General features: G+C 64.2%; 26 protein-coding genes. 22 read left to right on the top strand and 4 right to left on the bottom strand.

The genetic code is table 11. From position 1 onward, the window contains the following. Positions 1–182 precede the first annotated feature (182 nt). Complete coding sequence (locus ASB57_RS14165; protein ID WP_057652806.1) at positions 183–3353, bottom strand: Rne/Rng family ribonuclease; 3171 nt, start codon at positions 3351–3353, stop codon at positions 183–185. 549 nt (positions 3354–3902) lie between these two features. Here ASB57_RS14165 and ASB57_RS14160 point away from each other — a divergent pair. From ASB57_RS14160 to msrQ, 4 genes are all read left to right on the top strand, one after another. After that, the gene (locus ASB57_RS14160; protein ID WP_082621602.1) at positions 3903–4877 is read left to right on the top strand and encodes an RluA family pseudouridine synthase; all 975 of its coding nucleotides are present in this window, start codon (positions 3903–3905) and stop codon (positions 4875–4877) included. A 2-nt stretch (positions 4878–4879) separates the two neighbouring features. Next, positions 4880–5533 carry an HAD-IIIA family hydrolase gene (locus tag ASB57_RS14155; protein WP_057652805.1) on the top strand — a complete coding sequence of 218 codons (654 nt, stop codon included), beginning with the start codon at positions 4880–4882 and terminating at the stop codon, positions 5531–5533. A gap of 156 nt (positions 5534–5689) precedes the next feature. Further along, positions 5690–6649 (top strand): protein-methionine-sulfoxide reductase catalytic subunit MsrP, encoded by a 960-nt coding sequence (msrP, locus tag ASB57_RS14150; RefSeq protein WP_057652804.1) that lies wholly within the window; start codon positions 5690–5692, stop codon positions 6647–6649. Between the two features lie 48 nt (positions 6650–6697). Next, on the top strand, positions 6698–7348 hold the full coding sequence (gene msrQ, locus ASB57_RS14145; RefSeq protein ID WP_057652803.1) for a protein-methionine-sulfoxide reductase heme-binding subunit MsrQ: 651 nt from the start codon (positions 6698–6700) through the stop codon (positions 7346–7348). Between the two features lie 70 nt (positions 7349–7418). Here msrQ and ASB57_RS14140 read toward each other — a convergent pair whose 3' ends face one another. From ASB57_RS14140 to ASB57_RS14130, 3 genes are read right to left on the bottom strand one after another with little or no spacing between them, the layout of a single operon-like run. Further along, complete coding sequence (locus tag ASB57_RS14140; RefSeq protein WP_057652802.1) at positions 7419–8279, bottom strand: N-acetylmuramoyl-L-alanine amidase; 861 nt, start codon at positions 8277–8279, stop codon at positions 7419–7421. After that, positions 8279–8998 carry an SAM-dependent methyltransferase gene (locus tag ASB57_RS14135; RefSeq protein WP_057652801.1) on the bottom strand — a complete coding sequence of 240 codons (720 nt, stop codon included), beginning with the start codon at positions 8996–8998 and terminating at the stop codon, positions 8279–8281. The genes ASB57_RS14140 and ASB57_RS14135 overlap by 1 nt, the downstream gene beginning before the upstream one ends. Then, on the bottom strand, positions 8995–9606 hold the full coding sequence (locus ASB57_RS14130; RefSeq protein ID WP_057652800.1) for a Maf family nucleotide pyrophosphatase: 612 nt from the start codon (positions 9604–9606) through the stop codon (positions 8995–8997). Before ASB57_RS14130 ends, ASB57_RS14135 begins: the two co-directional genes overlap by 4 nt. Before the next feature lie 253 nt (positions 9607–9859). Between ASB57_RS14130 and ASB57_RS14125 the strand changes: the two genes are divergently transcribed. From ASB57_RS14125 to recO, 18 genes are all read left to right on the top strand, one after another. Further along, on the top strand, positions 9860–10513 hold the full coding sequence (locus tag ASB57_RS14125) for a DUF177 domain-containing protein (protein WP_082621601.1): 654 nt from the start codon (positions 9860–9862) through the stop codon (positions 10511–10513). A 51-nt stretch (positions 10514–10564) separates the two neighbouring features. Continuing rightward, a complete protein-coding gene (gene rpmF / locus ASB57_RS14120) occupies positions 10565–10747 on the top strand; it encodes a 50S ribosomal protein L32 (RefSeq protein WP_057652799.1) in 183 nt (60 codons plus the stop codon). Between the two features lie 59 nt (positions 10748–10806). Beyond that, complete coding sequence (gene plsX, locus ASB57_RS14115) at positions 10807–11871, top strand: phosphate acyltransferase PlsX (protein ID WP_057656149.1); 1065 nt, start codon at positions 10807–10809, stop codon at positions 11869–11871. Positions 11872–11882: 11 nt separating this feature from the next. After that, positions 11883–12872: a beta-ketoacyl-ACP synthase III gene (locus ASB57_RS14110; protein ID WP_057656148.1), complete on the top strand. Its 990-nt coding sequence runs from the start codon at positions 11883–11885 to the stop codon at positions 12870–12872. Between the two features lie 13 nt (positions 12873–12885). Further along, a complete protein-coding gene (gene fabD / locus ASB57_RS14105; RefSeq protein ID WP_057652798.1) occupies positions 12886–13821 on the top strand; it encodes an ACP S-malonyltransferase in 936 nt (311 codons plus the stop codon). 1 nt (position 13822) lies between these two features. Next, the gene (gene fabG, locus ASB57_RS14100; protein WP_057652797.1) at positions 13823–14566 is read left to right on the top strand and encodes a 3-oxoacyl-ACP reductase FabG; all 744 of its coding nucleotides are present in this window, start codon (positions 13823–13825) and stop codon (positions 14564–14566) included. 211 nt (positions 14567–14777) lie between these two features. Continuing rightward, entirely contained in the window at positions 14778–15017 is a 240-nt protein-coding gene (acpP, locus tag ASB57_RS14095; protein WP_012248678.1) for an acyl carrier protein, read from the top strand. A 219-nt stretch (positions 15018–15236) separates the two neighbouring features. After that, entirely contained in the window at positions 15237–16466 is a 1230-nt protein-coding gene (gene fabF, locus ASB57_RS14090) for a beta-ketoacyl-ACP synthase II (protein ID WP_057652796.1), read from the top strand. A 1-nt stretch (position 16467) separates the two neighbouring features. Beyond that, positions 16468–16992 carry a hypothetical protein gene (locus tag ASB57_RS14085; protein WP_057652795.1) on the top strand — a complete coding sequence of 175 codons (525 nt, stop codon included), beginning with the start codon at positions 16468–16470 and terminating at the stop codon, positions 16990–16992. Next, the gene (gene rpoE, locus ASB57_RS14080; protein ID WP_057652794.1) at positions 16989–17588 is read left to right on the top strand and encodes an RNA polymerase sigma factor RpoE; all 600 of its coding nucleotides are present in this window, start codon (positions 16989–16991) and stop codon (positions 17586–17588) included. The genes ASB57_RS14085 and rpoE overlap by 4 nt, the downstream gene beginning before the upstream one ends. Positions 17589–17601: 13 nt before the next feature. After that, positions 17602–18129, top strand: a complete 528-nt coding sequence (locus tag ASB57_RS14075; protein WP_057652793.1) for a sigma-E factor negative regulatory protein — start codon at positions 17602–17604, stop codon at positions 18127–18129. Then, positions 18129–19196 carry a MucB/RseB C-terminal domain-containing protein gene (locus ASB57_RS14070; protein WP_057652792.1) on the top strand — a complete coding sequence of 356 codons (1068 nt, stop codon included), beginning with the start codon at positions 18129–18131 and terminating at the stop codon, positions 19194–19196. The genes ASB57_RS14075 and ASB57_RS14070 overlap by 1 nt, the downstream gene beginning before the upstream one ends. Before the next feature lie 153 nt (positions 19197–19349). Further along, entirely contained in the window at positions 19350–20840 is a 1491-nt protein-coding gene (locus ASB57_RS14065; protein ID WP_057656147.1) for a DegQ family serine endoprotease, read from the top strand. Between the two features lie 94 nt (positions 20841–20934). Further along, on the top strand, positions 20935–22728 hold the full coding sequence (gene lepA / locus ASB57_RS14060; RefSeq protein ID WP_057656146.1) for a translation elongation factor 4: 1794 nt from the start codon (positions 20935–20937) through the stop codon (positions 22726–22728). Between the two features lie 20 nt (positions 22729–22748). Further along, positions 22749–23633, top strand: a complete 885-nt coding sequence (lepB, locus tag ASB57_RS14055; RefSeq protein ID WP_057652791.1) for a signal peptidase I — start codon at positions 22749–22751, stop codon at positions 23631–23633. A gap of 3 nt (positions 23634–23636) precedes the next feature. After that, positions 23637–24395, top strand: coding sequence for a ribonuclease III (gene rnc / locus ASB57_RS14050; protein WP_057652790.1), 759 nt, complete (start codon positions 23637–23639; stop codon positions 24393–24395). Further along, positions 24392–25282, top strand: a complete 891-nt coding sequence (gene era / locus ASB57_RS14045) for a GTPase Era (protein ID WP_057652789.1) — start codon at positions 24392–24394, stop codon at positions 25280–25282. The genes rnc and era overlap by 4 nt, the downstream gene beginning before the upstream one ends. Positions 25283–25289: 7 nt before the next feature. After that, the gene (recO, locus tag ASB57_RS14040) at positions 25290–25880 is read left to right on the top strand and encodes a DNA repair protein RecO (protein ID WP_057652788.1); all 591 of its coding nucleotides are present in this window, start codon (positions 25290–25292) and stop codon (positions 25878–25880) included. Positions 25881–25911 lie beyond the last annotated feature (31 nt).

Raw genomic sequence — 25911 nt, 5'->3', positions numbered from 1 at the left:
AGGCGTGTTTGCAGACCGTCGCTGTTGCGGATTTGATAACCTGCAAATTACTTTCGGTAATCTCGATTTATCTCCCTAAAAATAAATACTCTATGCCAGCAAACGGCAGGCGATAAAAAACCCCGAGGCCGGAATAATCCGGCGCTCGGGGTTTTCAGGGCTGACCAGCCTGATCTATTCGATCAACGGCGCGTCTCGACCTGTTGCAACGGCTCGCTGGAAACCGCCGTCACGGGCTTGCGCTCGCGGCCCAGGCGCAGCGGCACATGGGTGGCCGCGATGCGTTGCTGGGTCTGAGCGTGACGCTCCGGATCGGTCTCGACCCACTTCAGGCCGGCGGTATTCACCACGTCGTGCAGCGATTGCTTGCTGGCACCAGCGGCGGGCGCGGCAGGCGCAGCAGCCTCAACCGGAGCAGCAACCGGAGCCGGTGCAGCCACCGGAGCGGGAGCAGCAACCGGAGCGGGAGCAGCAACCTGGACCGGCGCAGCAGGTGCGGCGACCGGAGCCGGGGCGGCAGCAGGAGCCGGGGCGGCAGCAGGAGCCGGCGCAACAGCCTCAACCGGTGCGGGAACAGCGGCCGGCGCGGTGACCGGAGCCGGTGCCACAGCCTCGACAGGTGCGGGCACCAGAGCCGGCGCGGCGGCCGGAGCCGAAGCAGCCTCAGCCTGCGTGTCGGCAACGATCTCGGCCGGCGTGGCAACCTGCACCGGCGCGGACACGGCGACGGGCGCCGTGGTCACCGGTTCGGCGGTCGACTCGGACAATTCGGCGATCGGTGCGGCCACATGCGAATCAACGGACGGAACCACGGGCTTGCTGGTATCCACCGGCGTCGCGACTTCCGACAGCGCGGCCTGGGCATCAGCGGCCAGGCGATCTTCTTCGCTTTGCTCCGATGCGTCGAGGCCGTCTTCCTGGCCATCGGCATCCGAACTCACGCCATCCTCCTGGCTGCGACGACCACGACGGCTGCGACGACGGCGGCGCTTGCGTTCCGGATCCGCGGGGAGGGGATTGCCGAACTCGTCGGTCTCGCCTTCGCCAGCGGCGGCATCACGTGCCACGGTGTCGTCGGCGCCATCCGGCGGCAGGGCGGCAGCCACGGTCTCGGCCAGAGCCGCCACCATGCTTTCCTGCTCGCTCATGACGCCTTCGCTACCGGATTCCTCGCGGCGATTGCGGCCACCACGACCACGGCGGTTACGACCCTGGCGGGCGGGGGTACCGTCCTCCAGCGCCTCCGCCTGCGGCAGATTGCGTTCGGCCTGATCGGCAGCCTGGTTCACCGCCTGGTTCGCGGCCTGAGCCACGGCATCACGCTGGCCGCGTTCACCACGCTCGCCACGCTCACCGCGTTCAGCACGGTCACCCCGGTCGCCACGCTCGTTGCGTTCGCCACGGGCGGGCCTTTCGGCATCGCCACGACGGCCACCGCGCACATGGTGGCGGCTGTTGGCGTCGGTCAGGGCTTCGGTCGTTTCGGCGGCATTGCGGCCGTCGTTACGGCGGCCACGGCCGCGGTCGGAGCCGTGGCGTTCGCCGCGACGGTCCTGGCCGTCATGCGTACGGGACTTGGCGCGGTTGTTGGCGCGCTTGGGCTCTTCGGATACGGCCGGCGCAGCGGCGGGCGCGGCGGGCTTTTCACCGCCGGACAGCCAACCCACCAGACGCTTGAACAAACCACCCAGGCCGGCGGGAGCCGGCGCGACAGGCGCGGGCGCCGCGGGCGCCGCCGAGACGGGCGCGGGCTGCGAGGGCGTGATGCCCTTGACCAGCGCTTCCGGACGGGCCTTCACTTCCGTTTCCTTGGGCGCGAAAGCGACGTCGGTGGCGGGCGCCTCGGCCAGCTCGAAGCTGACCTTGGTCTCTTCCAGGCGCGGGTCGTCGTGGCGCAGGCGCTCGATATGGTGATGCGGCGTTTCCAGGTGCTTGTTGGGGATCAGCACCAGGTTGACCTTCAGGCGGGCTTCCATCTTGGCGATGTCGGCGCGCTTTTCATTCAACAGGAAGGTGGCCACGTCCACCGGCACTTGTGCGTGCACGGCGGCGGTGTTTTCCTTCATGGCTTCTTCCTGCAGCAGGCGCAGCACGTGCAGGGCGCTGGATTCCGCGTCGCGGATCACGCCGGTGCCGTTGCAACGGGGGCAGGTGATGTGCGAACCCTCGTTCAGGGCCGGACGCAGGCGCTGACGCGACAGTTCCATCAGGCCGAAACGGGAGATCTTGCCCATTTGCACGCGGGCACGGTCGAAATGCAGGGCATCACGCAGGCGCTGTTCGACGGCGCGCTGGTTCTTGGTGTCCTCCATGTCGATGAAGTCGATGACGATCAGGCCACCCAGATCGCGCAGGCGCAGCTGGCGAGCCACTTCATCGGCCGCTTCCTGGTTGGTGCGCAGGGCGGTTTCTTCGATGTCAGCGCCGCGGGTGGAGCGGGCCGAGTTGACGTCCACGGCCACCAGCGCTTCGGTATGGTCGATCACCACCGAGCCGCCGGACGGCAGGGTGACGGTGCGCGAGTAGGCGGTTTCGATCTGATGTTCGATCTGGAAGCGCGAGAACAGCGGCACGTCGTCGCGGTAGCGCTTGACGCGGTGCACGTTGTCCGGCATCACCACGCTCATGAAAGCGGTGGCTTGATCGGCGATCTCGTCGGTATCGATCAGGATCTCGCCGATTTCAGGCGAGAAGTAGTCACGGATGGCCCGGATGACCAGGCTCGATTCCAGGTAGATCAGGATGGGCGCGGAGTTGTCGCGCGCCGCGCCGTCGATGGCGGTCCAGAGTTGCATCAAATAGGACAAGTCCCATTGCAGCTCTTCGACGTTACGGCCGATGCCGGCGGTGCGGGCGATGATGCTCATGCCTTGCGGCAGTTGCAACTGATCCATCGTGTCGCGCAGTTCCTGGCGATCTTCGCCTTCGACCCGGCGCGATACGCCGCCGCCGCGCGGGTTGTTGGGCATCAGCACCAGGTAACGGCCGGCCAGCGAAATAAAGGTGGTCAGCGCGGCGCCTTTATTGCCGCGTTCTTCCTTTTCAACCTGAACGATCAGTTCCTGGCCTTCGCGCAGGGCATCCTGGATGCGGGCGGTGCGGACATCGACGCCTTCCTTGAAGTAGCTGCGCGCGATTTCCTTGAAAGGCAGGAAGCCGTGGCGGTCTTCGCCGTAGTTGACGAAGCAGGCTTCGAGGCCGGGTTCGATACGGGTGATGGTGCCTTTATAGATATTGCCTTTGCGCTGTTCGCGGCCGGCAGTTTCAATGTCCAGGTCGATGAGTTTTTGCCCATCGACAATGGCGACGCGCAGTTCTTCCTGGTGCGTCGCGTTGAACAACATTCGCTTCATGAGAAGGTTCTCCGTAGTCATGACACGCCGATATCGGCGCGTGACCTCGGATCACACGGTCTGCGGACTGCGGCAAGGGCAAGCGGCTTGCGGACCGTACCCGGGCAGCGCCCAGGCGTATCCGCGCCAGTCAGGCGGGCACTGCGTGCCGGTAGGCACGGGGTTCTGTCAGCAGGGGAGTCAGGAGCACGTATGTGGTTGACGAATAAAGTTGCTGCGGGAACTCAGACGCGGCGTATATATATAGAGGGCGCGCGCCTGGTGCTTTAAATGCGACGATGCTTGCGAATGCTTCAGAGCCGCGCGCGGCTGCAACGGTCCTGTCATGAAAGCGGGCAAAATGTGCCACACCACTTTCTGCTTGGCTCGGTTGCGCCGGCGACCGAATGACCCCGGAGCTGAAATCGAGCAGGCGGTACAATAGCGTCCTGCGCACCGGACGGCGTTGCCAAAAAAGCGTACCCGACGGAGTTGCAAACAGCATCTCTACGCCAAGCGGCCATTCAGCCAAAGCCCCCCATTTCAGCCCCTTAAGGCTGTCCCGATTATATGCCGCTTTTCGCAATGCGCAAAGAATCATCCCCTGGGGGTTCCCCCAGCACGCCAGCCGCCGTTCGACTTGTCGAAGTGACTGAAGAAAACGAGGGGCAGCGTGTCGACAATTTCCTGTTTCGACTGTGCAAGGGCGTCCCCAAAAGCCATGTTTACAAAGCGATCCGTGACGGCAACGTCCGTGTAAACAAGGGACGCATCCAGGCGGACCAGCGCCTCGAAATCGGGGACGTCGTGCGGGTGCCGCCTTTCCGCCTCCCCGCCCCGGATGCGCCGCGCGCCGTACCGCCGGCGGAATTCCCGGTCGTCTATGAAGACGAGGGCATGCTGGTGGTGGACAAGCCGGCCGGCATCGCGGTGCATGGCGGCAGCGGCGTGGCGTTCGGCGTGATCGAGCGGCTGCGCGCGTCCCGCCCCCAGGCGCCGATGCTGGAGCTGGCCCACCGGCTGGACCGCGACACCTCCGGCCTGCTGATGATCGCCAAGAAACGCAACGCCTTGCTGGGTCTGCACGAGATGCTGCGGGAAGGGCGGGGCAACAAGCGCTATTACGCGCTGGTCCAGGGCGACTGGGTCAACGACCGCCAACACATCAAGCTGCCCTTGCTGAAATGGACCACGGCATCGGGCGAGCGGCGCGTCCGCGTCGATCAGGATGGGCAGGCCGCCCACACGATCGTCACGTTAAAAAAGCGTTTTGGCAGTTACAGTCTGGTTGAGGCAGAGTTGCGCACCGGGCGCACCCATCAAATTCGGGTGCATCTGGCGTCCAGCGGCTTTCCGATCGTTGGCGACGACAAGTACGGCGACGATGAAACGCGTGCGACTTTCGCGCGCCAGGGCTTCAACCGGATGTTCCTGCATGCTCATCAATTGATCATGGCGCATCCGCTGACCGGGGAAACGCTGGACCTGCGCGCACCGCTGCCGCCGGCCTGCGTGCAACTACTAAATATGCTGGAGAAGGTTTGACCATGTCTTATTCGTTGGTGGTGTTCGATTGGGACGGCACGCTGATGGATTCCACCCACAGCATCGTGGCTGCCATCCAGGGGGCGTGCCGGGACCTGGAACTGCCGGTGCCGTCGGCGTCGCAGGCCAGCTGGGTGATCGGGTTGTCGCTGGAAAGCGCGCTGCGTCATGCGGTGCCGGAGCTGACCAAGGCGATGATGCCGCGCTTTCTGGAACGCTATCGGGTGAACTACCTGCTGCGCGACCCGGAACTGAAGCTGTTCGACGGAATCCGCGAACTGCTGGCCGAGCTGGCGCAGCGCAATGTGCAATTGGCCGTGGCCACCGGCAAGAGCCGGGTCGGCCTGAACCGGGCGCTGGCGGCCAGCGGGCTGGTCGACGCGTTCCAGGCGACGCGCACCGCGGATGAGACCTTCAGCAAGCCGAATCCGGCCATGCTGCACGAAATCATGACCGAGCTGGATGTGGCGGCGGACCGCGTGGTGATGATCGGCGACACGTCGCACGACCTGCAGATGGCCGCCAATGCCGGCGTGCACAGCGTTGGAGTGACCTACGGCGCGCACACCCGCAAGGAGCTGGAAAGCTGCACGCCCCAGGTCATCGTCGAATCGGTGCCGGAGTTGACCGCCTGGCTGGCGGCGCGCGAGGTTTGATTCACAAGCGTTAAAAGCTGTCGGTAATTGATTCGCGCCGGCGCATCGTGCCGTGGGAACATTCGTTGCGGGCGCCCGGTCTTAGTGGAATATTTCGTCGGGCCGGCTGGTGTTCGCCGAGCGGCCGCGATGATGCTTCTTTTGGAGCCGGCAGACATGCTCATACGTAAACCCTCGGACATCGTTCCCTCGGAAATCACCCCGGAACCGATCTGGCGCGAGCGCCGCGCCTGGCTGGGACGGGCTGGCGCCGGGCTCGCCGCTGTCGGCACGGCCGGCTGGAGCCTGCCCGCGCTTGCGGACGGTGAGGGCCTGGCGGCGCTGCCGGCGACCGCCAACGCCCAATACACCGTCATGGACAAGCAGACGTCCTATGCGGACATCACGTCCTACAACAATTACTACGAATTCGGCCTGGACAAGGGCGATCCGGCCCAAAACGCCAAGACCCTGAAGGTGCGGCCGTGGACGCTTACTGTCGAAGGCGAGGTCAACAAGCCGCGCACCTTCGATATCGACGAATTGCTCAAGCTGGCGCCGCAGGAAGAGCGCGTCTACCGCCTGCGCTGTGTCGAGGGTTGGTCGATGGTGATTCCCTGGATCGGTTATTCCCTGTCAGCCCTCTTGAAGCAGGTCGAGCCAACCGGCAATGCCAAATTCGTGCAATTCGTCACGGTCGCGCAACGCGACACCATGCCGGGGCTGCGTAGCCGGGTCTTGAATTGGCCTTATACGGAGGGCCTGCGGCTGGACGAGGCCATGCACCCGCTGGCCCTGTTGACCTTCGGGCTGTACGGCAAGGTGCTGCCGAATCAGAACGGCGCGCCGGTGCGCGTGGTGCTGCCCTGGAAATATGGCTTCAAGTCGGCCAAATCGCTGGTGGCGATCCGCCTGGTCGAGAAAATGCCCGTCAGTTCCTGGATGGATGCCGCGTCCAGCGAATATGGCTTCTACGCCAACGTCAATCCCGACGTGCCGCATCCGCGCTGGAGCCAGGCCACGGAGCGGCGGATTGGCGACGGCTTCTTCAGCCCCAAGCGCAAGACCTTGATGTTCAACGGTTATGACCAGGTGGCATCGTTGTACCAGGGCATGGATCTGCGGGCGAATTATTAGATCGCGATGGGTCTTTCACCATGATGGCTTCCGCATGATCTTTTTCGTATGAGTACTTCCACGCTTCCTGCTGCCTCGGCGCGGCGCCAGTGGAGCGCGCGCCAGGTGGGCCGCTTCAAGCCTTTACTGTTTCTGCTGGGATTGGTGCCCGTGCTGCGCTGGGTCTGGCTGGGCTTCAACGACGGCTTGACGGCCAATCCCGTCGAATTCCTGACCCGTTCGGCCGGCACCTGGACCTTCGTCTGCCTGTTGGTGACCCTGGGCATCACGCCCTTGCGCCGGTTGTTGAACCAGCCGGCCCTGATTCGCGTGCGCCGGATGTGCGGCCTGTTCACGTTTTTCTACGGGCTGCTGCATTTTCTGTCCTGGGCGGGGTGGGATCGCGGCTTCGATCCGGCGTCCATGGTCGAGGATGTGGGGCAGCGCCCCTTCATCCTGGTCGGTTTCCTCGCTTTCCTGCTGCTGTTGGCTTTGGCCTTGACCTCGTTCCAGGCGGCCATGCGCTTTCTCGGGCGCAACTGGGGGCGCCTGCACCGTGCCATCTATGTGATCGGCCTGCTGGCACTGCTGCATTTGTGGTGGCACAAGGCCGGCAAGCACGATTTCACCCAGCCGCTTTGGTACGGCAGCGTCCTGGCCGTGCTGCTGGCCTGGCGGGTGGTTCTGTGGGTACGCGCCAGGCGGGCGCGGCCGGCGTAAGTGGCGGGGCTCAGCGGGCAGGACGCAGGGGCAGGGCGTAAGCAGTGACGCGGCTGGAACGCCGCGCCGCCTATTCGCTTTCGCCCGGCAGGACGCTCAGGATGGCCGCCGTTTCGGCATCGGCGACGCCGTCGTAGCGCGCAGGGCGGTAGTGCATCTGGAAGGCCGCGATCACGCGCACGGTGGCGGGGTCGTAGACGCCGCTGCGGGGCACGGCGTAGCCGACCCGGGTCAGCTGTTCCTGGATCCAGGCGGCGTCGGGCAGGCCGGTGGCCACGAAGCGCGCGCCGGCCGCCTGGGCCGCGGTCTCGTCGTACCAGCGCCCCAGGCCGTCCTGGGCCAGGCGGCGCCAGGGGAAGAGGGGGCCGGGATCGATCTTGCGCTGCGGCGCGATGTCGCTGTGTCCCACGATGTTCTCCGGCCGTATCCCATGGCGCCGGGCGATATCGCGCACCAACAGAATGACCGCCCGGATCTGGGCTTCCGAATAAGCTTGCCAGTCCGGCGCCTGTCCGTTGCCGCCCGGCAAGGGGCCTTCGTTGGTGATTTCAATACCGATCGACGCGTTGTTCAAGGCCGTGCGCCCGAACCAGCTGCTTTCACCTGCATGCCAGGCGTTGCGGTCTTCCGGCACCAGGTTGTAGACGCGCACGCGGCCGGCGCCGGTTCTTTCATCGCTGACCAGGTAATGGGCGCTGACGTCGCCCGCCGATAGCGTGCGCAGGGAGGCCCTGTCGTCACCGTCGGTGTAATGCAGGACGATGAAGCGGACCCGGCTGTCCTGGCTGGCCGCGCTGATGGACGTATCGACGTCCAGCCCGGCCGGCCAGCGCCGCGCGCAGCCCGCCAGGGCCAGCGTGCCCAACAGGGCTAGCGCGCCCCGCCGGCCGCTGCCGACGCCAGGCGGCGCCTTCAGCACATCCTTCCCCATCACCGCGCCAGGAACAGAAACAGCGTCGGTTTCTTGTCCAGGTCCGGCGCCGGGCGGGACTTCCAGTCGGCGATGGTCGCGGTACGTATCCACTCTTCGTCCGTCGTCACCGACCGGGCGACGCACAGGCGGGTGTCGCCCCGCAGGCTGGCCAGCAGGGTCGTGAACATCGCGGCGTTGCGGTAAGGCGTTTCGATCAACATCTGGGTCTGGTTGTTGCGCGTTGACAACTGTTCCCAGGCGCGCAGCTGCTTCGCCCGCTCGCCGGGTTCCACCGGCGCATAGCCATGGAAAGCGAAGCGTTGCCCATCCAGGCCGCTGGCCATCAGGCCCAGCAGGATGGAAGACGGCCCGACCCAGGGGCGGACGTGCAGCCCCAGGCGATGCGCCGCGTCCGCCACCCGTGCCCCGGGGTCGGCGACCGCGGGGCAACCCGCTTCCGACACCAGGCCGATTTCGCCGCCCTGGCGCAGCGGCCGCAGCCAGCCGTCGATCTCATCGGCCTTGGTCTTTTCACCCAGGGTATGGATGGTGATTTCCTGCAGGGGCCGCAAGGTGCCGATCTGCTTCAGGAAAGCGCGGGCCGTCTTGGCGTTTTCGGCGATATAGCAGTCCAGCCGGGCTGCCAGGCCGCGCGCTTCGGCGGGCAGCCAGCGGTCGACCGGCGCTTCACCGAGGCTGACGGGGATGAGGTGCAGGGTGCCGGGTCCGCCCGTCATTCGGCGGCCCGTCCCTGGCCGGCGGTCAGCGGATCCATGCCGAACAGCGTCAGCATGCTTGTCAGCGCGATGAGGGGCAGGCCGATGATGGCGGTGGGATCATCGCTTTGTATGCTTTCCATCAGCGCGATACCCAGGCTTTCCGCCTTGGCGCTGCCGGCGGTGTCATAGGGGGATTCGGCCAGCAAATAGGCGTCGATGGCCGCGTCGGAGAGTTCGCGGAAACGGCAGCGGGTCACGATGTCCGCGTGGGCGACACGCTGCCCGTCGGTCACCGCCAGTGCCGAGTGAAACTCCACTTCGCGGCCGGACAGGGTGCGCAACTGCCGCTGGGCGCGGGCAAAATCGCCGGGTTTGCCGATGGGCGTGCCGTCCACCGTGGCGACCTGATCCGACCCGATGACCACCGCGCCCGGGTACTGTTGCGCGACCGCCTCGGCCTTGGCCAGCGCCAGGCGCACCGCCAGGGTGGCCGGGCTTTCGCCCGGTTCGGGCGTTTCGTCGACCATGGGAGGCGCGACTTCGAAGGGCAGTCGCAGGCGCGACAGCAGTTCGCGGCGGTATTTGGAAGTGGAAGCGAGAATCAGGCGGCGTGTAGAGATAGTCATGCTCGGTTTGACGTTATCACGTAAGTCACAGTATTATCTAACGTTTCTCGGGATTTTCCTTGCGGTTTCTCCGCGCTGGAACCTCCTGTAAGGCGGGCGCCGCGTTGATCGTCGAAGAACTACGCGGTCGAAGAACTACGATCGCAGAACTGCGGTTGAGGAACTGGGGTTGAGGAACAGGATCGGCAAAGTCGATCCACGGGCTTGATCCACCGCCGGCTTTGATTCACGACTAGTGTAAGAGGTGAGGGCCATGGCCAAATCCGGCAAGGGCGCCACTTCTGGCGCGACAGCCGCGGACGATGCGAAGACGGGATTGAAAACGCAGGGCGGCATCATCGACGCTTTCGCGTTTGCGCGTGCCGGTCATCAAGCTGAAGGAAGTGTGCCGTTGGCGCGCCTGTTGCGCGCCGTTGAGGGCCTGCCGCAGCAGCATGACGGTGCAAGCGGCGAGGTTCACTGGCAAGTGCGTGGCATGTATGGCACCGGGTTGTTGACTGGCAAGCCTTTGTTGGCTTTGCACGTGCAGGCCAGTCCGGTGTTGATCTGTCAACGCTGCATGGAGCCGTTCACGCTTCCCATCGATGCCGAGGTGACGCTGCAGTTGGTGCGCCGCGAATCCGATCTGGACGACGACGACTTCGGTGGTCGCGGCGGAGCGGATGATGAGGATGATGAAGGGGACGACGCGTCGGGTAGCGGCGCGGCGGCTCCTGAAAAAGTATTGGGGTCGGCGCGTTTCGACGTGCTGTCCCAGGTTGAAGACGAATTGATTTTGAACATCCCCTACGTGGCCAGGCATGAAGTCTGTCCGGGCGCGGCGGGACAGGCAGGCAAGGAAGCATCCGAACCTGTCAAGCGTCCATCACCGTTCGCGGTGCTGGAAAAATTGAAGCACAAAGATTAGATCAACTTCTGGCTGCATCGCGTACAATGCGGCCCGATTCTAGGAGTCATCATGGCTGTTCAGCAAAACAAGAAGTCCCCCTCGAAGCGCGGCATGCACCGCTCGCACGATTTCCTGACTGGTCCGTCGACCGCGATCGAACCCAACACGGGCGAAACGCATCTGCGTCACCACATCAGCCCCAACGGTTTCTACCGTGGCCGCAAGGTCCTCAAGACCAAGAACGACGAATAAGTCATCGCGTAACGCGTGACCGGACTCTTCGTTTTGGCTGGCGCTGATACTTGGCACCCGTGATACGCATCGCCATTGACTGCATGGGCGGCGATATAGGCCTGCCCACGACCATACCCGCGTCGCTCGCGTTCGCTCGGCAATTCCCCGACACCCAGCTTCTGCTGGTCGGCGTGCCCGATGCCATCGAAAAGGCATTGGCCGCGTCGCGGGACGTGCCGCGTGACCGCATTGAAATCGTGCCTGCCTCCGAGGTCGTCACGATGGACGATTCGGTCGAGGTCGCTCTGCGCCGTAAAAAAGACTCGTCCATGCGCCTGGCTGCCCAGGCCGTCAAGGACGGTCGCGCCGACGCCTGCGTGTCCGCCGGCAATACCGGCGCGTGGATGGCGATTACGCGTTACGTGTTGAAGACGCTGGACGGCATCGACCGCCCGGCTATCGCCACGTCGATTCCCAACCAGGACGGTCGTGCCACCACGATGCTCGACCTGGGCGCGAACGTCGATTGCACCGCCGAACATCTGTTGCAGTTCGCCATCATGGGCACCGCGCTCGCGCAGGCGGTCGACCATTGCGAACGGCCCAAGGTCGGTTTGCTGAATATCGGCGAAGAAGTCATCAAGGGTAATGAAGTGGTCAAAGAGGCTGCCGAGCTGTTGCGCGCCAGTCCTTTGAACTTCCACGGCAACGTGGAAGGCAATGACATCTTCAAGGGCACGGTGGATGTGGTCGTTTGCGACGGCTTCGTCGGTAATGTGGTGCTGAAATCCATCGAAGGCCTGGCCAAGATGATGAGCAGCGTCATCCGCGAAGAGTTCAAGCGTAATCTCATTACCTTGCTCGCCGGTGCAATTGCGTCGCCCGTCCTCAACCGCTTGCGCCATCGCGTCGATAATCGGCGTTATAACGGTGCTGCCCTGTTGGGGTTGCGTGGCGTGGTCATCAAGAGCCACGGCTCGGCCGATGCCTACGCGTTCGGTTTTGCCCTGCAGCGTGCCCGCGAGGCGGTGGCCAGCAAGTTGCTGGAACGCATCATGCAGAGCGTGGCGCAGATACATCAGAGCGTGCATACCAACTCCGTGCCGGCGGCCTTGCCGCGCGCGGCGGGAGACTCCGCTTGAAACAGAATTCCCTGCAGTATTCCACGATCACCGGCACGGGCAGCTACCTGCCGCCGCGCGTGGTTTCCAACGATGAGCTGGCTGCGGAGCTGGCTCAGCGCGATATTGTCACGTCGGATGAATGGATCACCGAACGCACGGGTATCCGCCAGCGTCACCTGGCCGAGCGCGGTGTCACCACCAGCGCGCTGGCTACCGAAGCTGCGCGCCGTGCCATCGAAGATGCCGGCCTGCAGCCCGCCGATATCGACCTGATCATCGTCGCCACGTCCACGCCCGATTTCGTCTTTCCCAGCACGGCTTGCCTGGTGCAGGCCGAACTGGGCATCAAGGGCGGCGCGGCCTTCGACGTGCAGGCCGTGTGCAGCGGCTTCGTCTATGCCCTCACCACCGCCGACAGCTTCGTGCGTGTCGGCCGCGCGCGCCATGCGCTGGTGATCGGCGCCGAAGTCTTTTCCCGGATTCTCGATTGGAACGATCGCTCCACCTGCGTGCTGTTCGGCGATGGCGCCGGCGCGGTGGTGTTGAGCGCATCGGACGAGCCGGGCATCCTGGCGGCGCAATTGCACGCCGACGGCAGCCAGACCAAGATACTGTGCGCGGCCGGCAACGTGGCCTACGGCGAAGTGGTCGGCGATCCCTTCCTGCGCATGGATGGCCAGGCGGTGTTCAAACAGGCCGTCACGGTGCTCGACCGTTCCGCCCGCGATGTCTGCGAGGAAGCCGGCCTGTCGCTGGACGCCGTCGACCTGCTGATTCCGCATCAGGCCAATCTGCGCATCCTGAATTTCCTGGCCCGTAAATTGGGCCTGCCTGCCGAAAAGCTGGTCGTCACGGTGGATCGCCATGCGAACACCTCGGCCGCCAGCGTGCCGCTGGCATTGGACGCCGCGCGCCGCGAAGGCCGCGTGCCGACGGGTAGCACCGTGCTCATGCAAGGCGTGGGTGGTGGCTTTACCTGGGGCTCGGTCCTTGCCAGAATGACAGCCACAAAACGGTAATTCCAGAAAAAAGATGAAAATCGCTTTTGTATTCCCTGGTCAGGGTTCCCAGTCGGTCGGCATGCTCGATGCCTGGGCCGGTAACGCGGCGGTCGCCGATACCGTGGCGCGCGCCAGCGCTGCCCTGGGGCAGGACCTGGCTGCCTTGATCGGCCAGGGCCCCGCCGAACAGCTCAATCTGACCACCAATACGCAGCCGGCCATGTTGACGGCTGGCGTGGCCCTCTTCAATGCGTGGCGCGCCGCCGGCGGCCCGCTGCCGGAAGTGGTCGCAGGCCACAGCCTGGGCGAATACGCCGCGCTGACCGCCGCGGGCGCCTTGCAGCTGGAAGACGCCGTGCGCCTGGTGCGCATCCGTGCCGATGCGATGCAGGCCGCCGTGCCGGTAGGCACCGGCGCCATGGCCGCCATCCTGGGCCTGGACGATGATGCCGTGCGCGCCGCCTGTGTGGCGGGTGCCCAGGGCGAAATCGTCGAAGCCGTCAATTTCAACGCGCCCGCGCAGGTCGTGATCGCCGGCCACAAGGCCGCTGTCGAACGCGCCTGCGAAGCCGCCAAGGCTGCCGGCGCCAAGCGCGCCGTCATCCTGCCCGTGTCGGCGCCGTTCCATTCCAGCTTGCTGGAATCGGCTGCCGCGGTGCTGTCCAAGGCGCTGGCCGACGTCACCGTCAATGCCCCGGCGTTCCCCGTGATCAATAACGTCGACGTCCTGGCGCCGGCCGATGCCGCCGCCATCCGCGACGCGCTGGTGCGCCAGGCCTGGCACCCCGTGCGCTGGGTGGAAACCATCCGCGCCTTCAAGGCGCAGGGCGTCACCCACGTCGTCGAATGCGGCCCCGGCAAGGTGCTGGCGGGCCTGATCAAGCGTATCGATGGAGAATTGACGGGTCTGGCGATCACCGATCCGGCTTCCCTCGACGCGGCCCTGGCGCAGCTCGGAGCCAACTGATATGGATACTGCAATGGACCTGCAAGGCAAACTCGCGCTGGTTACCGGCGCCACCCGCGGCATCGGCAAGGCGATCGCGCACGAGCTCGCCACGCGCGGCGCGGTCGTGGTCGGCACGGCCACCTCGGAAGCTGGCGCTGCCACCATCAACGAAGCGCTGGCGCCGCTCGGCGGCCGTGGCGTGGTGCTCGACGTCACCGATGCCCAGGCCTGCGACAGCCTGCTCGAAACGCTGGCGAAAGACGGTGGTCCGCATATCCTGGTGAACAACGCCGGCATCACGCGTGACACGCTGGCCATGCGCATGAAGGACGACGACTGGGATGCGGTGATCGACACCAACCTGGCCGCCGTTTTCCGTCTGTCGCGCGGCGTCATGCGCGTGATGATGAAAGCCCGCTGGGGCCGTATCATCAACGTCACGTCGGTGGTGGGCTCGTCCGGTAATCCGGGGCAGGCCAACTACGCCGCCGCCAAGGCCGGTGTGGCCGGCATGTCGCGTGCATTGGCCCGTGAATTGGGCAGCCGTGGTATTACTGTCAATTGCGTGGCGCCCGGGTTTGTCGATACCGACATGACCCGCGTCCTGGGTGAAGCCCAGACCGCTGCTTTGCTGCAACAAATTCCGCTGGGGCGCCTGGGCGCGCCGTCGGATATCGCGCATGCCGTGGCTTTTCTGGCGGGTCCGCATGCCGGTTACATTACCGGTACGACTTTGCATGTGAACGGCGGCATGTATATGTAATTTTCAGCGGACCTCGCATGATGCGGTCTGGCCCCGAATTCAAGGTGGGTTGACTGACGTTGCGCGAGGTTCGTTGCAAAGAGCACCAAGTCCGGTGTTCGCGTATCCCGGGTTGATCGCAACCGGGGATAAGTTTTTTCTCTTGGCCTGGCGTTGGCATTCCTCTGCGCTTGGCTATAATTCGCGGGATTTTTCCCAATTGGAGATCTGCATGGAAAGCATCGAACAGCGCGTCAAGAAGATCGTCGCTGAACAACTTGGCGTGAACGAAGCCGAGATCAAGAACGAATCTTCCTTTCTTGACGACCTCGGTGCCGATTCGCTCGACATGGTTGAGCTGGTCATGGCCCTCGAAGACGAATTCGAGACCGAGATCCCCGACGAAGAAGCCGAAAAGATCACGACCGTGCAGCAAGCTGTCGACTACATCAATTCGCACGGTAAGCAGTAAGCTAGCCTTTTCTTCCCCCGCGGCGGGACCCGGTCCTGCTGGCGGGAACCAGGGCGGTCTTTGGAGCATGCCGCGCGATCGCGCGGGGTCGGGCCTTTGGGCCCATGCCTGGACGTGGCCAACTTGGCATGCGTTATTCGGGCGGACCCCGTGGTTGCGCGTATCGCGCGAGCGGCATGTTTCAAGCCGCCTTTGTTTTGTCTGTTTGAGGAGTCATCCGTGAAACGACGCGTCGTCATCACCGGACTGGGTATTGTCTGCCCCGTTGGGAACGACCTTGCCACTGCCTGGGACAATATCGTCAACGGACGTTCTGGCATCAGCCGCATCAGCCGTTTCGATCCCAGCGCCTTGACCACGCATATTGCCGGCGAAGTGAAGAACTTCGACATCACGCAATTCATGCCCGTGAAAGAGGCGCGTCAGATGGATACTTTCATCCATTACGGCGTGGCGGCCGGCGTGCAAGCCTGGCAGGACTGCGGTCTGGAAATCACCGAAGAAAATGCCGAGCGTATCGGTGTCATCATCGGCTCGGGTATCGGCGGCCTGCCGCGCATCGAAGAGACCCAGACCGAACTGCTCGAACGTGGTCCCCGCCGTATCTCGCCGTTCTTCGTTCCCGGTTCGCTGATCAACCTGATCTCCGGCCAACTGTCCATCAAGTACGGCATGAAGGGCCCCAGCTACGCTGTGGTTTCCGCCTGCACGACCGGTCTGCACAGCATCGGTGACTCCGCTCGCCTGATCGCCTACGGCGATGCCGACGTCATGGTCGCCGGCGGCGCCGAGTCCACGGTGTCGCCCCTGGGTATCGGCGGCTTCGCCGCCATGCGCGCGCTGTCCACCCGCAACGATGATCCGGAAACGGCTTCGCGCCCCTGGGACCGCGACCGCGACGGCTTCGTGCTGGGCGAGGGCGCCGGCGTGGTGGTGCTGGAAGAATACGAACACGCCAAGAAGCGCGGCGCGCGCATCTACGGCGAATTCGTCGGCTACGGCATGAGTTCCGACGCTTATCACATCACCGCTCCGGACAAGGACGGTCCTCGCCGTGGCGTGGTCAACGCCTTGCGCGATGGCGGCCTGAATCCGGAAGATGTGGATTACGTCAACGCCCATGGCACGTCGACCCCGCTGGGCGACCGCAATGAAACCGATGCGCTGAAACTGGCGTTCGGCGGCCATGCCAGCAAGCTGGTGGTCAACTCGACCAAGTCGATGACCGGTCACCTGCTAGGCGCTGCCGGCGGGATCGAAGCGGTGTTCACGACCTTGGCCGTGTACAACCAGGTGTCTCCTCCCACCATCAACATCTTCAACCAGGATCCCGAATGCGATCTGGACTACTGCGCCAACGAGGCGCGGCAGATGAAGATCAACGTCGCGTTGTCCAACTCCTTCGGGTTTGGCGGCACGAACGGGTCGATGGCTGTTCGCCGGATCTGAGTTGAACGCCGGAGAGCATCGTGGCTGGACCCTGCGCGTGCCGGTGCTTACGCCGCGCTGGGTGACACTGGCCGCGCCAGCCATGCGCTGGGTGGGGGCCGCGGCCGCCGCCTGTGCGCTGGTCTGGATGGGCCTGCCCGCCAGCCTGGCCACGGTGCTGGCCTTGGCCGCCGTCACGATCGCCGCTTCGGCCGCGGTCATGGCACCTTTCCGCGTGTCTTCCGTGCGCGCGGTCATGTTTACCGCCGACCATGCGCTGTATGTACGCCTGCCCCAGGGCTGGCGTCCATTGGCGCTGCGTGGCGTGGCGCGCGGTTGGCGCTGCCTTGCCCTGCAGGGCGACTTACCCGCGCCGCTTGGCCTCCAGCGGGGGCCTTTTAAGGGTTTTCCCCGGCAGCGACGGATTTCCTTCACGGTTTGGCAGGACGCGTTGCCGGCTTCCGCCTGGCGCAGGCTCAATCTTCTGAGCCAGCGCAGCGGGCGCCGGACCCCTGCGCACGTGGCCACGGGGACAGTTGCGCCATGAGTGAACGCGAAATCGACGCCGAGCTGGTCGCCCGGGTACAGCGCGGCGACAAAAAAGCTTTCGATCTGCTGGTCATGAAGTATCAGCGCAAGATCATGCGCCTGCTCTCGCGCATGATCCGCGACCCCTCGGAAATCGAGGATGTCGCCCAGGAAGCTTTCATCAAGGCGTACCGGGCCTTGCCGCAGTTCCGCGGCGACAGCGCTTTCTATACCTGGCTATACCGCATCGCCATCAACACCGCGCGCAACTGGATGGCATCCAGTGGCCGCCGTCCGAGCGCGCCGACCGCATTGGAAAGCGAAGATGGTGAAACTTTTAACGAAGCGGACAACCTAAGCGATATCAGCACCCCTGAATCGATGGTCGCCACTCGGGAGATCGCCGAGACGGTGAACGCTGCCATCGACGCCTTGCCGGAAGAGCTGCGCACGGCGATAGTCCTGCGGGAAATTGAAGGAATGAGTTACGAAGACATCGCCCAGAGCATGGGATGTCCCATCGGCACCGTACGTTCACGAATCTTTCGTGCGCGCGAAGCCGTCGCCGCCCGTTTGCGGCCCATGCTCGGCAACGCTGCCGATCGTCGCTGGTAAGGAGCAAGTCATCATGCAACACACAGAACCGTCCGAACTGTCCGAGGAAGAACTGTCCTGGGAAGCGTCGGTGTCGGCCTGGATGGATGGCGAGGGTTCCGAGGAATGGCTCGACGGCCTGGAAGTCGCCGAAGGCCGTGAAACCTGGGACACCTACCACCTGATAGGCGACGTCCTGCGCAATCCTGAGCTGGCGATCACCCCCTCGGCGGGTTTTCGCGCGCGCCTGACGGCCGCATTGGATAACGAACTGACCATCGTGGCGGCGCCGCGCAAGCGGCGTTTCGCACGTCCGGCCTGGCGACTGGGCCTGACCGGCGCGGCCATGGCCGCCGCGGTGGCGTCGGTGGTGTGGGTGGCCCAGCCCTCGCTGTTCGGTGGCGGTGGCCAACTGCCGGAAACGCGGGTCCTCGCGGACGCCACGCCGGCCGTCTCCTCTGCCGAGGAACCCGTGCTCAGCGACTATCTGGAAGCACACATGCAAATGGCCGGCCCCAGCGCCATCCGCCAGGTTTCCTTCGACCTGGGAGCCGGGCGCTGATGATCGCGACGTTGGGCATGCCTGGTCTGCGCAGATCCTCCTGGTTAACAAGGCTGTCTTTCGTGGGCCTGCTGGCTTGCCTGGGCGGTGGCGTGGCCCACGCGCAGAGCAGCACCAGCACCCCCGCGCCGCGCGTGCCCCTGGCCGCCGAAGAAGCTCAGGCGCTGCTGTCGCGTATCCAGGAAGCCGCGCGCAAGCTCGACTATTCCGGCATCTTCACCTATCAGCAGGGCGAGTTGATTCAATCCTCGCGGCTGATACATATGGTCGACGGCAGCGGCGAGCGCGAACGCCTTGAAGTGCTGGACGGCCAGCCGCGCGAGTACCTGCGCCACAACGACGACGTGCAATGCCTGGTGCCGGAACGCAAGACCGTGCTGACGCAGCAGCGCCGCGCCGACCGTTTTCCCGGCCTGCTGCTGGGTTCACCCGCGGCGGTGACGCGCTACTACCAGGTCTATAGCGAAGCCGCACCGCGCCGCGTGGCCGGGCGTCAGTGCCGCATGATCTCCATCGAGCCCCTGGACAAGGCGCGCTATGGCTACCGCCTGTGCGCCGATGACCAGAACGACCTGCTGTTGAAGGCGCAGACCCTGTCGGGCGGCAATAGCGTGATCGAACAGGTGACGTTCACGACGCTGCGGCTGGGCAAGGATGTCGACGGCAAGCTGCTGGAATCGCGCTGGCCGTACAAGGATTGGAAGGTCCAGCCGTCGACCCTGCAGCCGGTGGACCTGGCTTCGCAAGGCTGGCGCATTCCCTTGCCGGCCGGCTTCGTCCAGGTGTCGCAGGTCGCACGCGTCATGGGCCAAAGCGAATCGGTCAGCCAGCTGGTCCTGTCGGACGGGCTGGCCGCGATTTCGGTTTTCATCGAGCCCTTCGACAAGAAGCGTAATAGCCGCCAACCGCACGGGGCCTACCGGCGGGGCGCCGTCAGCGTCTATGGCACGCGCATCGCCGATTACTGGCTGACCGTGCTGGGCGAGGTGCCTCCCGCCACGCTGGAGCATCTGGCGAAGTCGACGGAATACGTGCCGCCAGCGGCTCCCGCGCCGGCCCCGAAATAAACAAATTTTCAAGAAATCTCACCTGGCGCGCCGTCTTGCGGGGCGGGCGTCAGGATTTCCTTCTTGAATCCATGGTAGAAAGACCCGTATATCTACGCGGAGTTTTACATGAACTTTTCCTATGAGAAAACGCCGGCGATGCTGCAAGGGGCGATGCGGCGTCTGCTGGTGACGATGGGCGCCGTGACGGTGCTGGCCACCGCGGCGTTTACGCCGGCACAAGCGCAGACCCAGGCTCAAACCCCCATGCCGACGGTCACCATGCCCGACTTCAGCGGCATCGTGGAAAAGGCGGATCCGGCGGTGGTCAACATCCGCACCACGGCGACGGTGCCCGTGCGCCGGCCCGGCAGTGGCCCCGACGGCCAGGATCCCTATGACCTGTTCCGCTTCTTCTTCGGCCCGGACTTCCAGCCGCCCGGCATGCCGGGACAGCGCGCGCCGCGCGACAAGACCCCCAAGGACAACAAGGAACCCAACAAGGCGCCTGAAGAACGCACCGTGCCGCGTGGCGTCGGTTCCGGTTTCTTCATTTCGGCCGACGGCTATGTGCTGACCAATAATCACGTGGTCAGCGATGCCACCGATATTTTCGTCACCACCACCGACGGCCGCGAATTCAAGGCCAAGGTGATCGGCACCGACGAGCGCACCGACGTCGCCCTGTTGAAAATCGACGCCAAGGGCCTGACGCCGCTGCCTATCGGCGACGACTCCAAGCTCAAGAAGGGCCAATGGGTCCTGGCCATCGGCTCGCCGTTCGGCCTGGATTCCACCGTGACCATGGGTATCGTCAGCGCCATCAACCGCGATACGGGCGATTACCTGCCGTTCATCCAGACCGACGTGGCCGTCAACCCCGGCAACTCCGGCGGTCCGCTGTTGAACCTGGCGGGCGAAGTGGTCGGCATCAATTCGCAGATCATTTCCCGCAGCGGCGGCTTCATGGGTATCTCCCTGGCCATCCCCATCGATGAAGTAATGCGCGTGGTCGAGCAGTTGCGCGCGGACGGCAAGGTCACCCGTGGCCGCATCGGCGTGCAGATCGGCGAAGTGACCAACGAGGTCGCCACCGCCATCGGCCTGAGCAAGGCGGAAGGCGCTCTGGTCAGCAGCATCGAGGGCGACAGCCCCGCCGAAGCCGCCGGCGTGCAGCCGGGCGACGTGATCCTCAAGTTCAACGACAAGAGCATCGCCCGCTGGTCGGATCTGCCCCGCATGGTCGGTGAAACCAAGCCGGGCACCGTGGCGCCCCTGCAGGTCTGGCGCAAGGGCAAGTCGGTCACCCTGACGGTCAAGGTCGCTGAGATCCAGCCGCCCAAGAACGCCGCCAAGGAAAAGACGCCGCCCAAGTCGGAACCGGAATCGTCCAGCGCCATGGGTTTGACGGTGGTCCCCGTGCCCGCCGAAACCCAGCGCAAGATGAAGATCACCGGTGGCGTCCTGGTGCGCCAGGCTGAAGGCGCCGCTGGCCGGGCCGGCATCATGGAAGGCGATATTGTGTTGGCAATAAACGACACTGACATCACCGCGCCCGACCAATTCGTCAAGACCGCCGGCAAGGTTGACAAGACCAAGGCAATCGGCGTGTTGGTCCGTCGGGGCGACCAGACCCAGTGGGTCGCGGTCCAGCCGGCTAAATAAAGGCAAACCGGCTAAAATCGCAGGTTGCCGCAATAAGGGGGCGCACGGCGCCCCCTTATTTTTGGCCGTCCCTTTTTTCCTCTTCTCCCTGTCTATGCAGCATATCCGCAATTTTTCCATCATCGCCCACATCGATCACGGCAAGTCGACCCTGGCCGACCGCCTGATCCAGCGCTGCGGCGGCCTGGCGGATCGCGAGATGTCGGCGCAAGTGCTCGACTCCATGGACATCGAGCGTGAGCGTGGCATCACCATCAAGGCCCAGACCGCCGCTTTGCAATACAAGGCGGCCGACGGCAAGGTCTACAACCTGAACCTCATCGACACCCCGGGGCACGTCGACTTCTCATATGAAGTCAGCCGGTCGCTGTCGGCTTGCGAGGGCGCGTTGCTGGTCGTCGACGCCTCGCAAGGCGTGGAAGCCCAGACGGTGGCGAACTGCTACACCGCCATCGAACTGGGCGTGGAAGTGCTGCCGGTGCTCAACAAAATGGATTTGCCGCAGGCGGATCCGGACGGCGCGCGCCAGGAAGTGGAAGACGTGATCGGTATCGACGCGTCGGACGCCGTGCTGGCCAGCGCCAAGACGGGCATGGGCATCGATGAAATTCTCGAAACCGTGGTGGCGCGCGTGCCCGCGCCCAAGGGCCAGGTCGACGCACCGCTGCAGGCGCTGATCATCGACTCCTGGTTCGACAACTACGTCGGCGTGGTCATGCTGGTGCGCATCGTCAACGGCGTGCTGAAACCCAAGGACAAGATCCTGCTGATGGCGTCGAACGCTACGCACCTGTGCGAACAGGTGGGGGTGTTCACGCCCAAGTCCGTGCAGAGAACCCAGTTGTCGGCCGGCGAAGTGGGCTTCATCATCGCGGGCATCAAGGAATTGGCGCACGCCAAGGTGGGCGACACGATCACCATCGCGGGCAAGGCCGCGCCGACGGCGCTGCCTGGTTTCAAGGAAGTGCAGCCGCAGGTGTTTGCCGGCCTGTACCCGGTGGAAAGCAGCGAATTCGACCAACTGCGCGATTCGCTGGAAAAGCTCAAGCTCAATGACGCCGCGCTGCAGTTCGAGCCGGAAGTCTCGCAGGCGCTGGGCTTCGGTTTCCGCTGCGGCTTCCTTGGACTGCTGCACATGGAAATCGTGCAGGAGCGCCTGGAACGCGAATTCGACATGGACATCATCACCACCGCGCCGTCGGTGGTGTACGAGGTCGAGCAGCGCAACGGTGAAGTGATCTCCATCGAAAGCCCGTCGCGCCTGCCCGAAATCGGCAAGATCGCCGAAATTCGCGAGCCCATCGTCAAGGTCACGCTGTTCATGCCGCAGGAGTATGTCGGCCCGGTCATGACCCTGTGCAACAACAAGCGCGGCGCCCAGATCAATATGAGTTATCACGGCCGTCAGGTTCATCTGACGTACGAGATTCCCCTGGGCGAGATCGTGCTCGACTTCTTCGACAAGCTGAAGTCGGTGTCGCGTGGCTATGCGTCCATGGACTATGAGTTCCTGGAATATCGCGCCGCCGACGTGGTGCGGGTGGATCTGTTGATCAACAGCGACAAGGTCGATGCCTTGTCCATGATCGTCCACCGCAGCAACGCCCGCTACCGCGCGCGCGAAGTGGTGTCCAAGATGCGCGAGCTGATTCCCCGCCAGATGTTCGACGTGGCCATCCAGGCGGCCATCGGCGCTGAGGTCATCGCGCGCGAGAACGTCAAGGCCTTGCGCAAGAACGTGCTCGCCAAGTGCTATGGCGGCGACATCAGCCGCAAGAAAAAGCTGCTGGAAAAGCAGAAGGCCGGCAAGAAGCGGATGAAGCAGGTGGGTAGCGTGGAAATCCCGCAAGAGGCCTTCCTCGCCATCCTGCAAGTGGAAGACAAATAGGTTGAGATAAGGCATTACACATGAGCTGGAATTTCGCGCTGATCTTGTTCATCCTGCTGGTGGTCACCGGCATCCTTTGGCTGCTGGACATCACGGTGTTGCGCAAGGCGCGCAAGCGCAAAGGCGAAGCGGCCTGGGCGCAGTTTGATGAGGCTGTCATTGGTGATCCCGCCGAGACGGAGCGGCTGCGCCGCGCCGCGGTCGAGGCCGCCACGCGTGCGCCGTGGTTCATCGAATACGCCGTCAGTTTCTTCCCGGTGATCCTGTTCGTCTTCGTGCTGCGATCCTTCGTCGTCGAACCCTTCCGCATTCCGTCCGGGTCGATGCTGCCCACCTTGCAGTCCGGCGACCTGATCCTGGTCAACAAATTCAGCCGCGGCATCCGCCTGCCCATCCTGGATACCAAGATCATCAACACCGGCAACCTGGAACGCGGCGACGTCATCGTGTTCCGCTACCCGGTGGATCCCAGCGTCGACTACATCAAGCGTGTCGTGGGCCTGCCGGGCGATGAAATCGCCTACCTGGACAAGAAACTGTATGTAAACGGGCAGGAAGTCACCCATGCCCGCGACGGCAATTACTTCGAGCCGGACCGGGTTGCCTATGTCTCCAAATATAAGGAGAATTTGGGCGACGTTCAGCACGATATCTTGCTGGAAGAGGGGAAATACCAGCAATATGAGCCCATTTGGCAGTTCCCCAACTTGCAGAACTGCCAGTACAACCGGCAGGGCGTGCGCTGCAAGGTGCCGGAGGGCCAGTATTTCGCCATGGGCGACAACCGGGACAATAGTGCCGACAGTCGCTATTGGGGATTCGTTCCGGACGGTAATATCGTGGGCAAGGCATTCTTTATCTGGATGAATTTCTCCGATCTGAGCCGGATCGGCCGATTCAATTAACACATGTCCCTAGCCGCGCTGCAAACCCGTCTGGATCACCGCTTCGGTGACGAGGCCCTGCTGGAGCAGGCGCTGACTCACCGGAGCCATGGTGCGCGCCATAACGAACGACTCGAATTCCTGGGCGACTCCGTCCTGAACTTCGTGGTCGCGTCCATGCTGTTCGATCGCTATAGCAAGATCGACGAAGGGGACCTTTCGCGGCTGCGCGCCAATCTGGTGAAGCAGGCTTCGCTGGCGGACATCGCCCAGAAGCTGGAACTGTCCCATGACCTGCGTCTGGGTGAAGGCGAACTGAAAAGCGGTGGCTTCCGTCGTCCGTCCATCCTGGCCGATACCCTGGAAGCCATCTTCGGGGCCGTCTTCCTGGATGGTGGCTTCGAGGCCGCCCGCCGTGTCATCGTCCGGCAGTACCAACCCATCCTGGCGTCCGTCGATCCCAAGACCCTGGGCAAGGACGCCAAGACCTTGCTGCAGGAATTCCTGCAAGGCCGCAAGCTGGCCTTGCCCTTGTACACCGTCATCGCCACGCATGGCGCGGCGCACAGCCAGCAGTTCGAAGTCGAGTGCGCCATTCCCGCGTGGGAAATCAAAGTAGTGGGTGCCGGCGCCAGCCGTCGCGCGGCCGAGCAGGCCGCCGCAAAGTCAGCGCTGGAGGCGGCGCAGGCCGCCAGTCCCGCCAAGAATCCCAAGCGCGCGTCCCGCGCGCGCAAGACCGCGCAGCTATCCCTGCCCGTCGCGGTCGCCCAAGAAGTGAAATGAGCGAACAAAATTTCCGTTGCGGCTTCGTCGCCATCGTCGGTCGGCCGAATGTCGGCAAGTCGACCCTGAACAATGCCCTCATCGGCAGCAAGATTTCCATCGTCTCCCGCAAGGCGCAGACGACGCGGCATCGCATCCATGGCGTCCTGACGCGGGAGCACGAACAGTTCGTGTTCGTCGACACCCCCGGCTTCCAGACACGCCACGGCGGCACCATGAACCGCATGATGAATCGCGTGGTCACGCAGGCTTTGAGCGACGTCGACGTGGTCGTCCATGTGGTCGAGGCGGGCAAGTGGTCCGAAGGCGATGCCAAGCTGCTGCCTTTGCTGCCGAAAGGCGAGCGCTGCATCCTGGCCGTCAACAAGATCGACGCCCTGAAAAGCCGCGACGAACTCTTTCCCTACGTGGCCAAGCTCAGCGCGTTGCACGACTACGGCGCGGTGATCCCGGTCAGCGCCGCCAAGGATCGCCAGCTGGACGTGCTGCTGGACGAGATCGCCAAGCGCCTGCCTGAAAACGAACCCATGTTCGAGGCCGATACGCTGACCGACCGGCCCATGCGCTTCATCGCCGCCGAGCTGATTCGTGAAAAGATCTTCCGCCTGGTCGGAGACGAACTGCCTTACGGCTGTACCGTGGTCATCGAAGAGTGGGAAGAAACCGAAAAGGGCGCGAGCATTGCCGCGTGCATCCTGGTCGAGCGCGAAAGCTACCGGCCCATCCTGCTGGGCACGGGCGGCATGCACATGAAGCGCATCGCTTCCGAAGCGCGCCAGGACATGGCCAAGATGCTGGACAAGCCGGTTCACCTTGAGGTCTACATCAAGGTGCGCAAGGGCTGGTCGGACCGCGAAAGCGCCTTGCGCGACCTGGGCTACGAGTAAGCCTTAGATGAGTCGGCGTTCTCCTCGCGTGCAGGACAGTCCTGCATACATGTTGCACGCCACGGCCTGGCGCGAAACCTCGCTGATCATCCAGGCCTTTTCCCGCGATTTCGGCTGTGTGTCCATGGTGGCCAAGGGCGCCAAGCGACCCTATTCGGTGTTGCGGCCGGTCTTGTCCGCGTTCCAGCCCTTAAGCCTGTCGTGGACGGGCGCGGGCGAGGTCAAGACCCTGACCCGGGCCGAGATCGCCGGGGTGCTGCCCCTGGCGGGCGGCGCCTTGATGTCGGCCTGGTACATGAACGAATTGCTGTTGCGCCTGATGCCGCGCGAGGATGCCCATCCCGTGCTGTTCGATGCGTATCGCACGGCGTTGACGCAGTTGGCCACGGGCAGCCGCGCCGCCGCGGCCCTGCGCCGTTTCGAATGGACCCTGCTGGCCGAAACCGGCTACGGCGTCGACGCCAAGATGCCCGATTTCGAAGATCCCGCCATCGAGCCCGCGTTGCGCCGCGATCTGCGTGAACGCCTGGCGCAGAATCTGGCCGGCCGTGAGCTGGCCACGCGGCGGGTGCTGCTGGATCTGCAGCGGCTGGGCTGAACGCTTCATACTGAACGCTGACGCCGGATGC

The sequence above is a fragment of the Bordetella sp. N genome, from assembly GCF_001433395.1.
GTDB lineage: Bacteria > Pseudomonadota > Gammaproteobacteria > Burkholderiales > Burkholderiaceae_B > Bordetella_C.
This window is presented reverse-complemented; position numbering and strand designations above follow the sequence as displayed.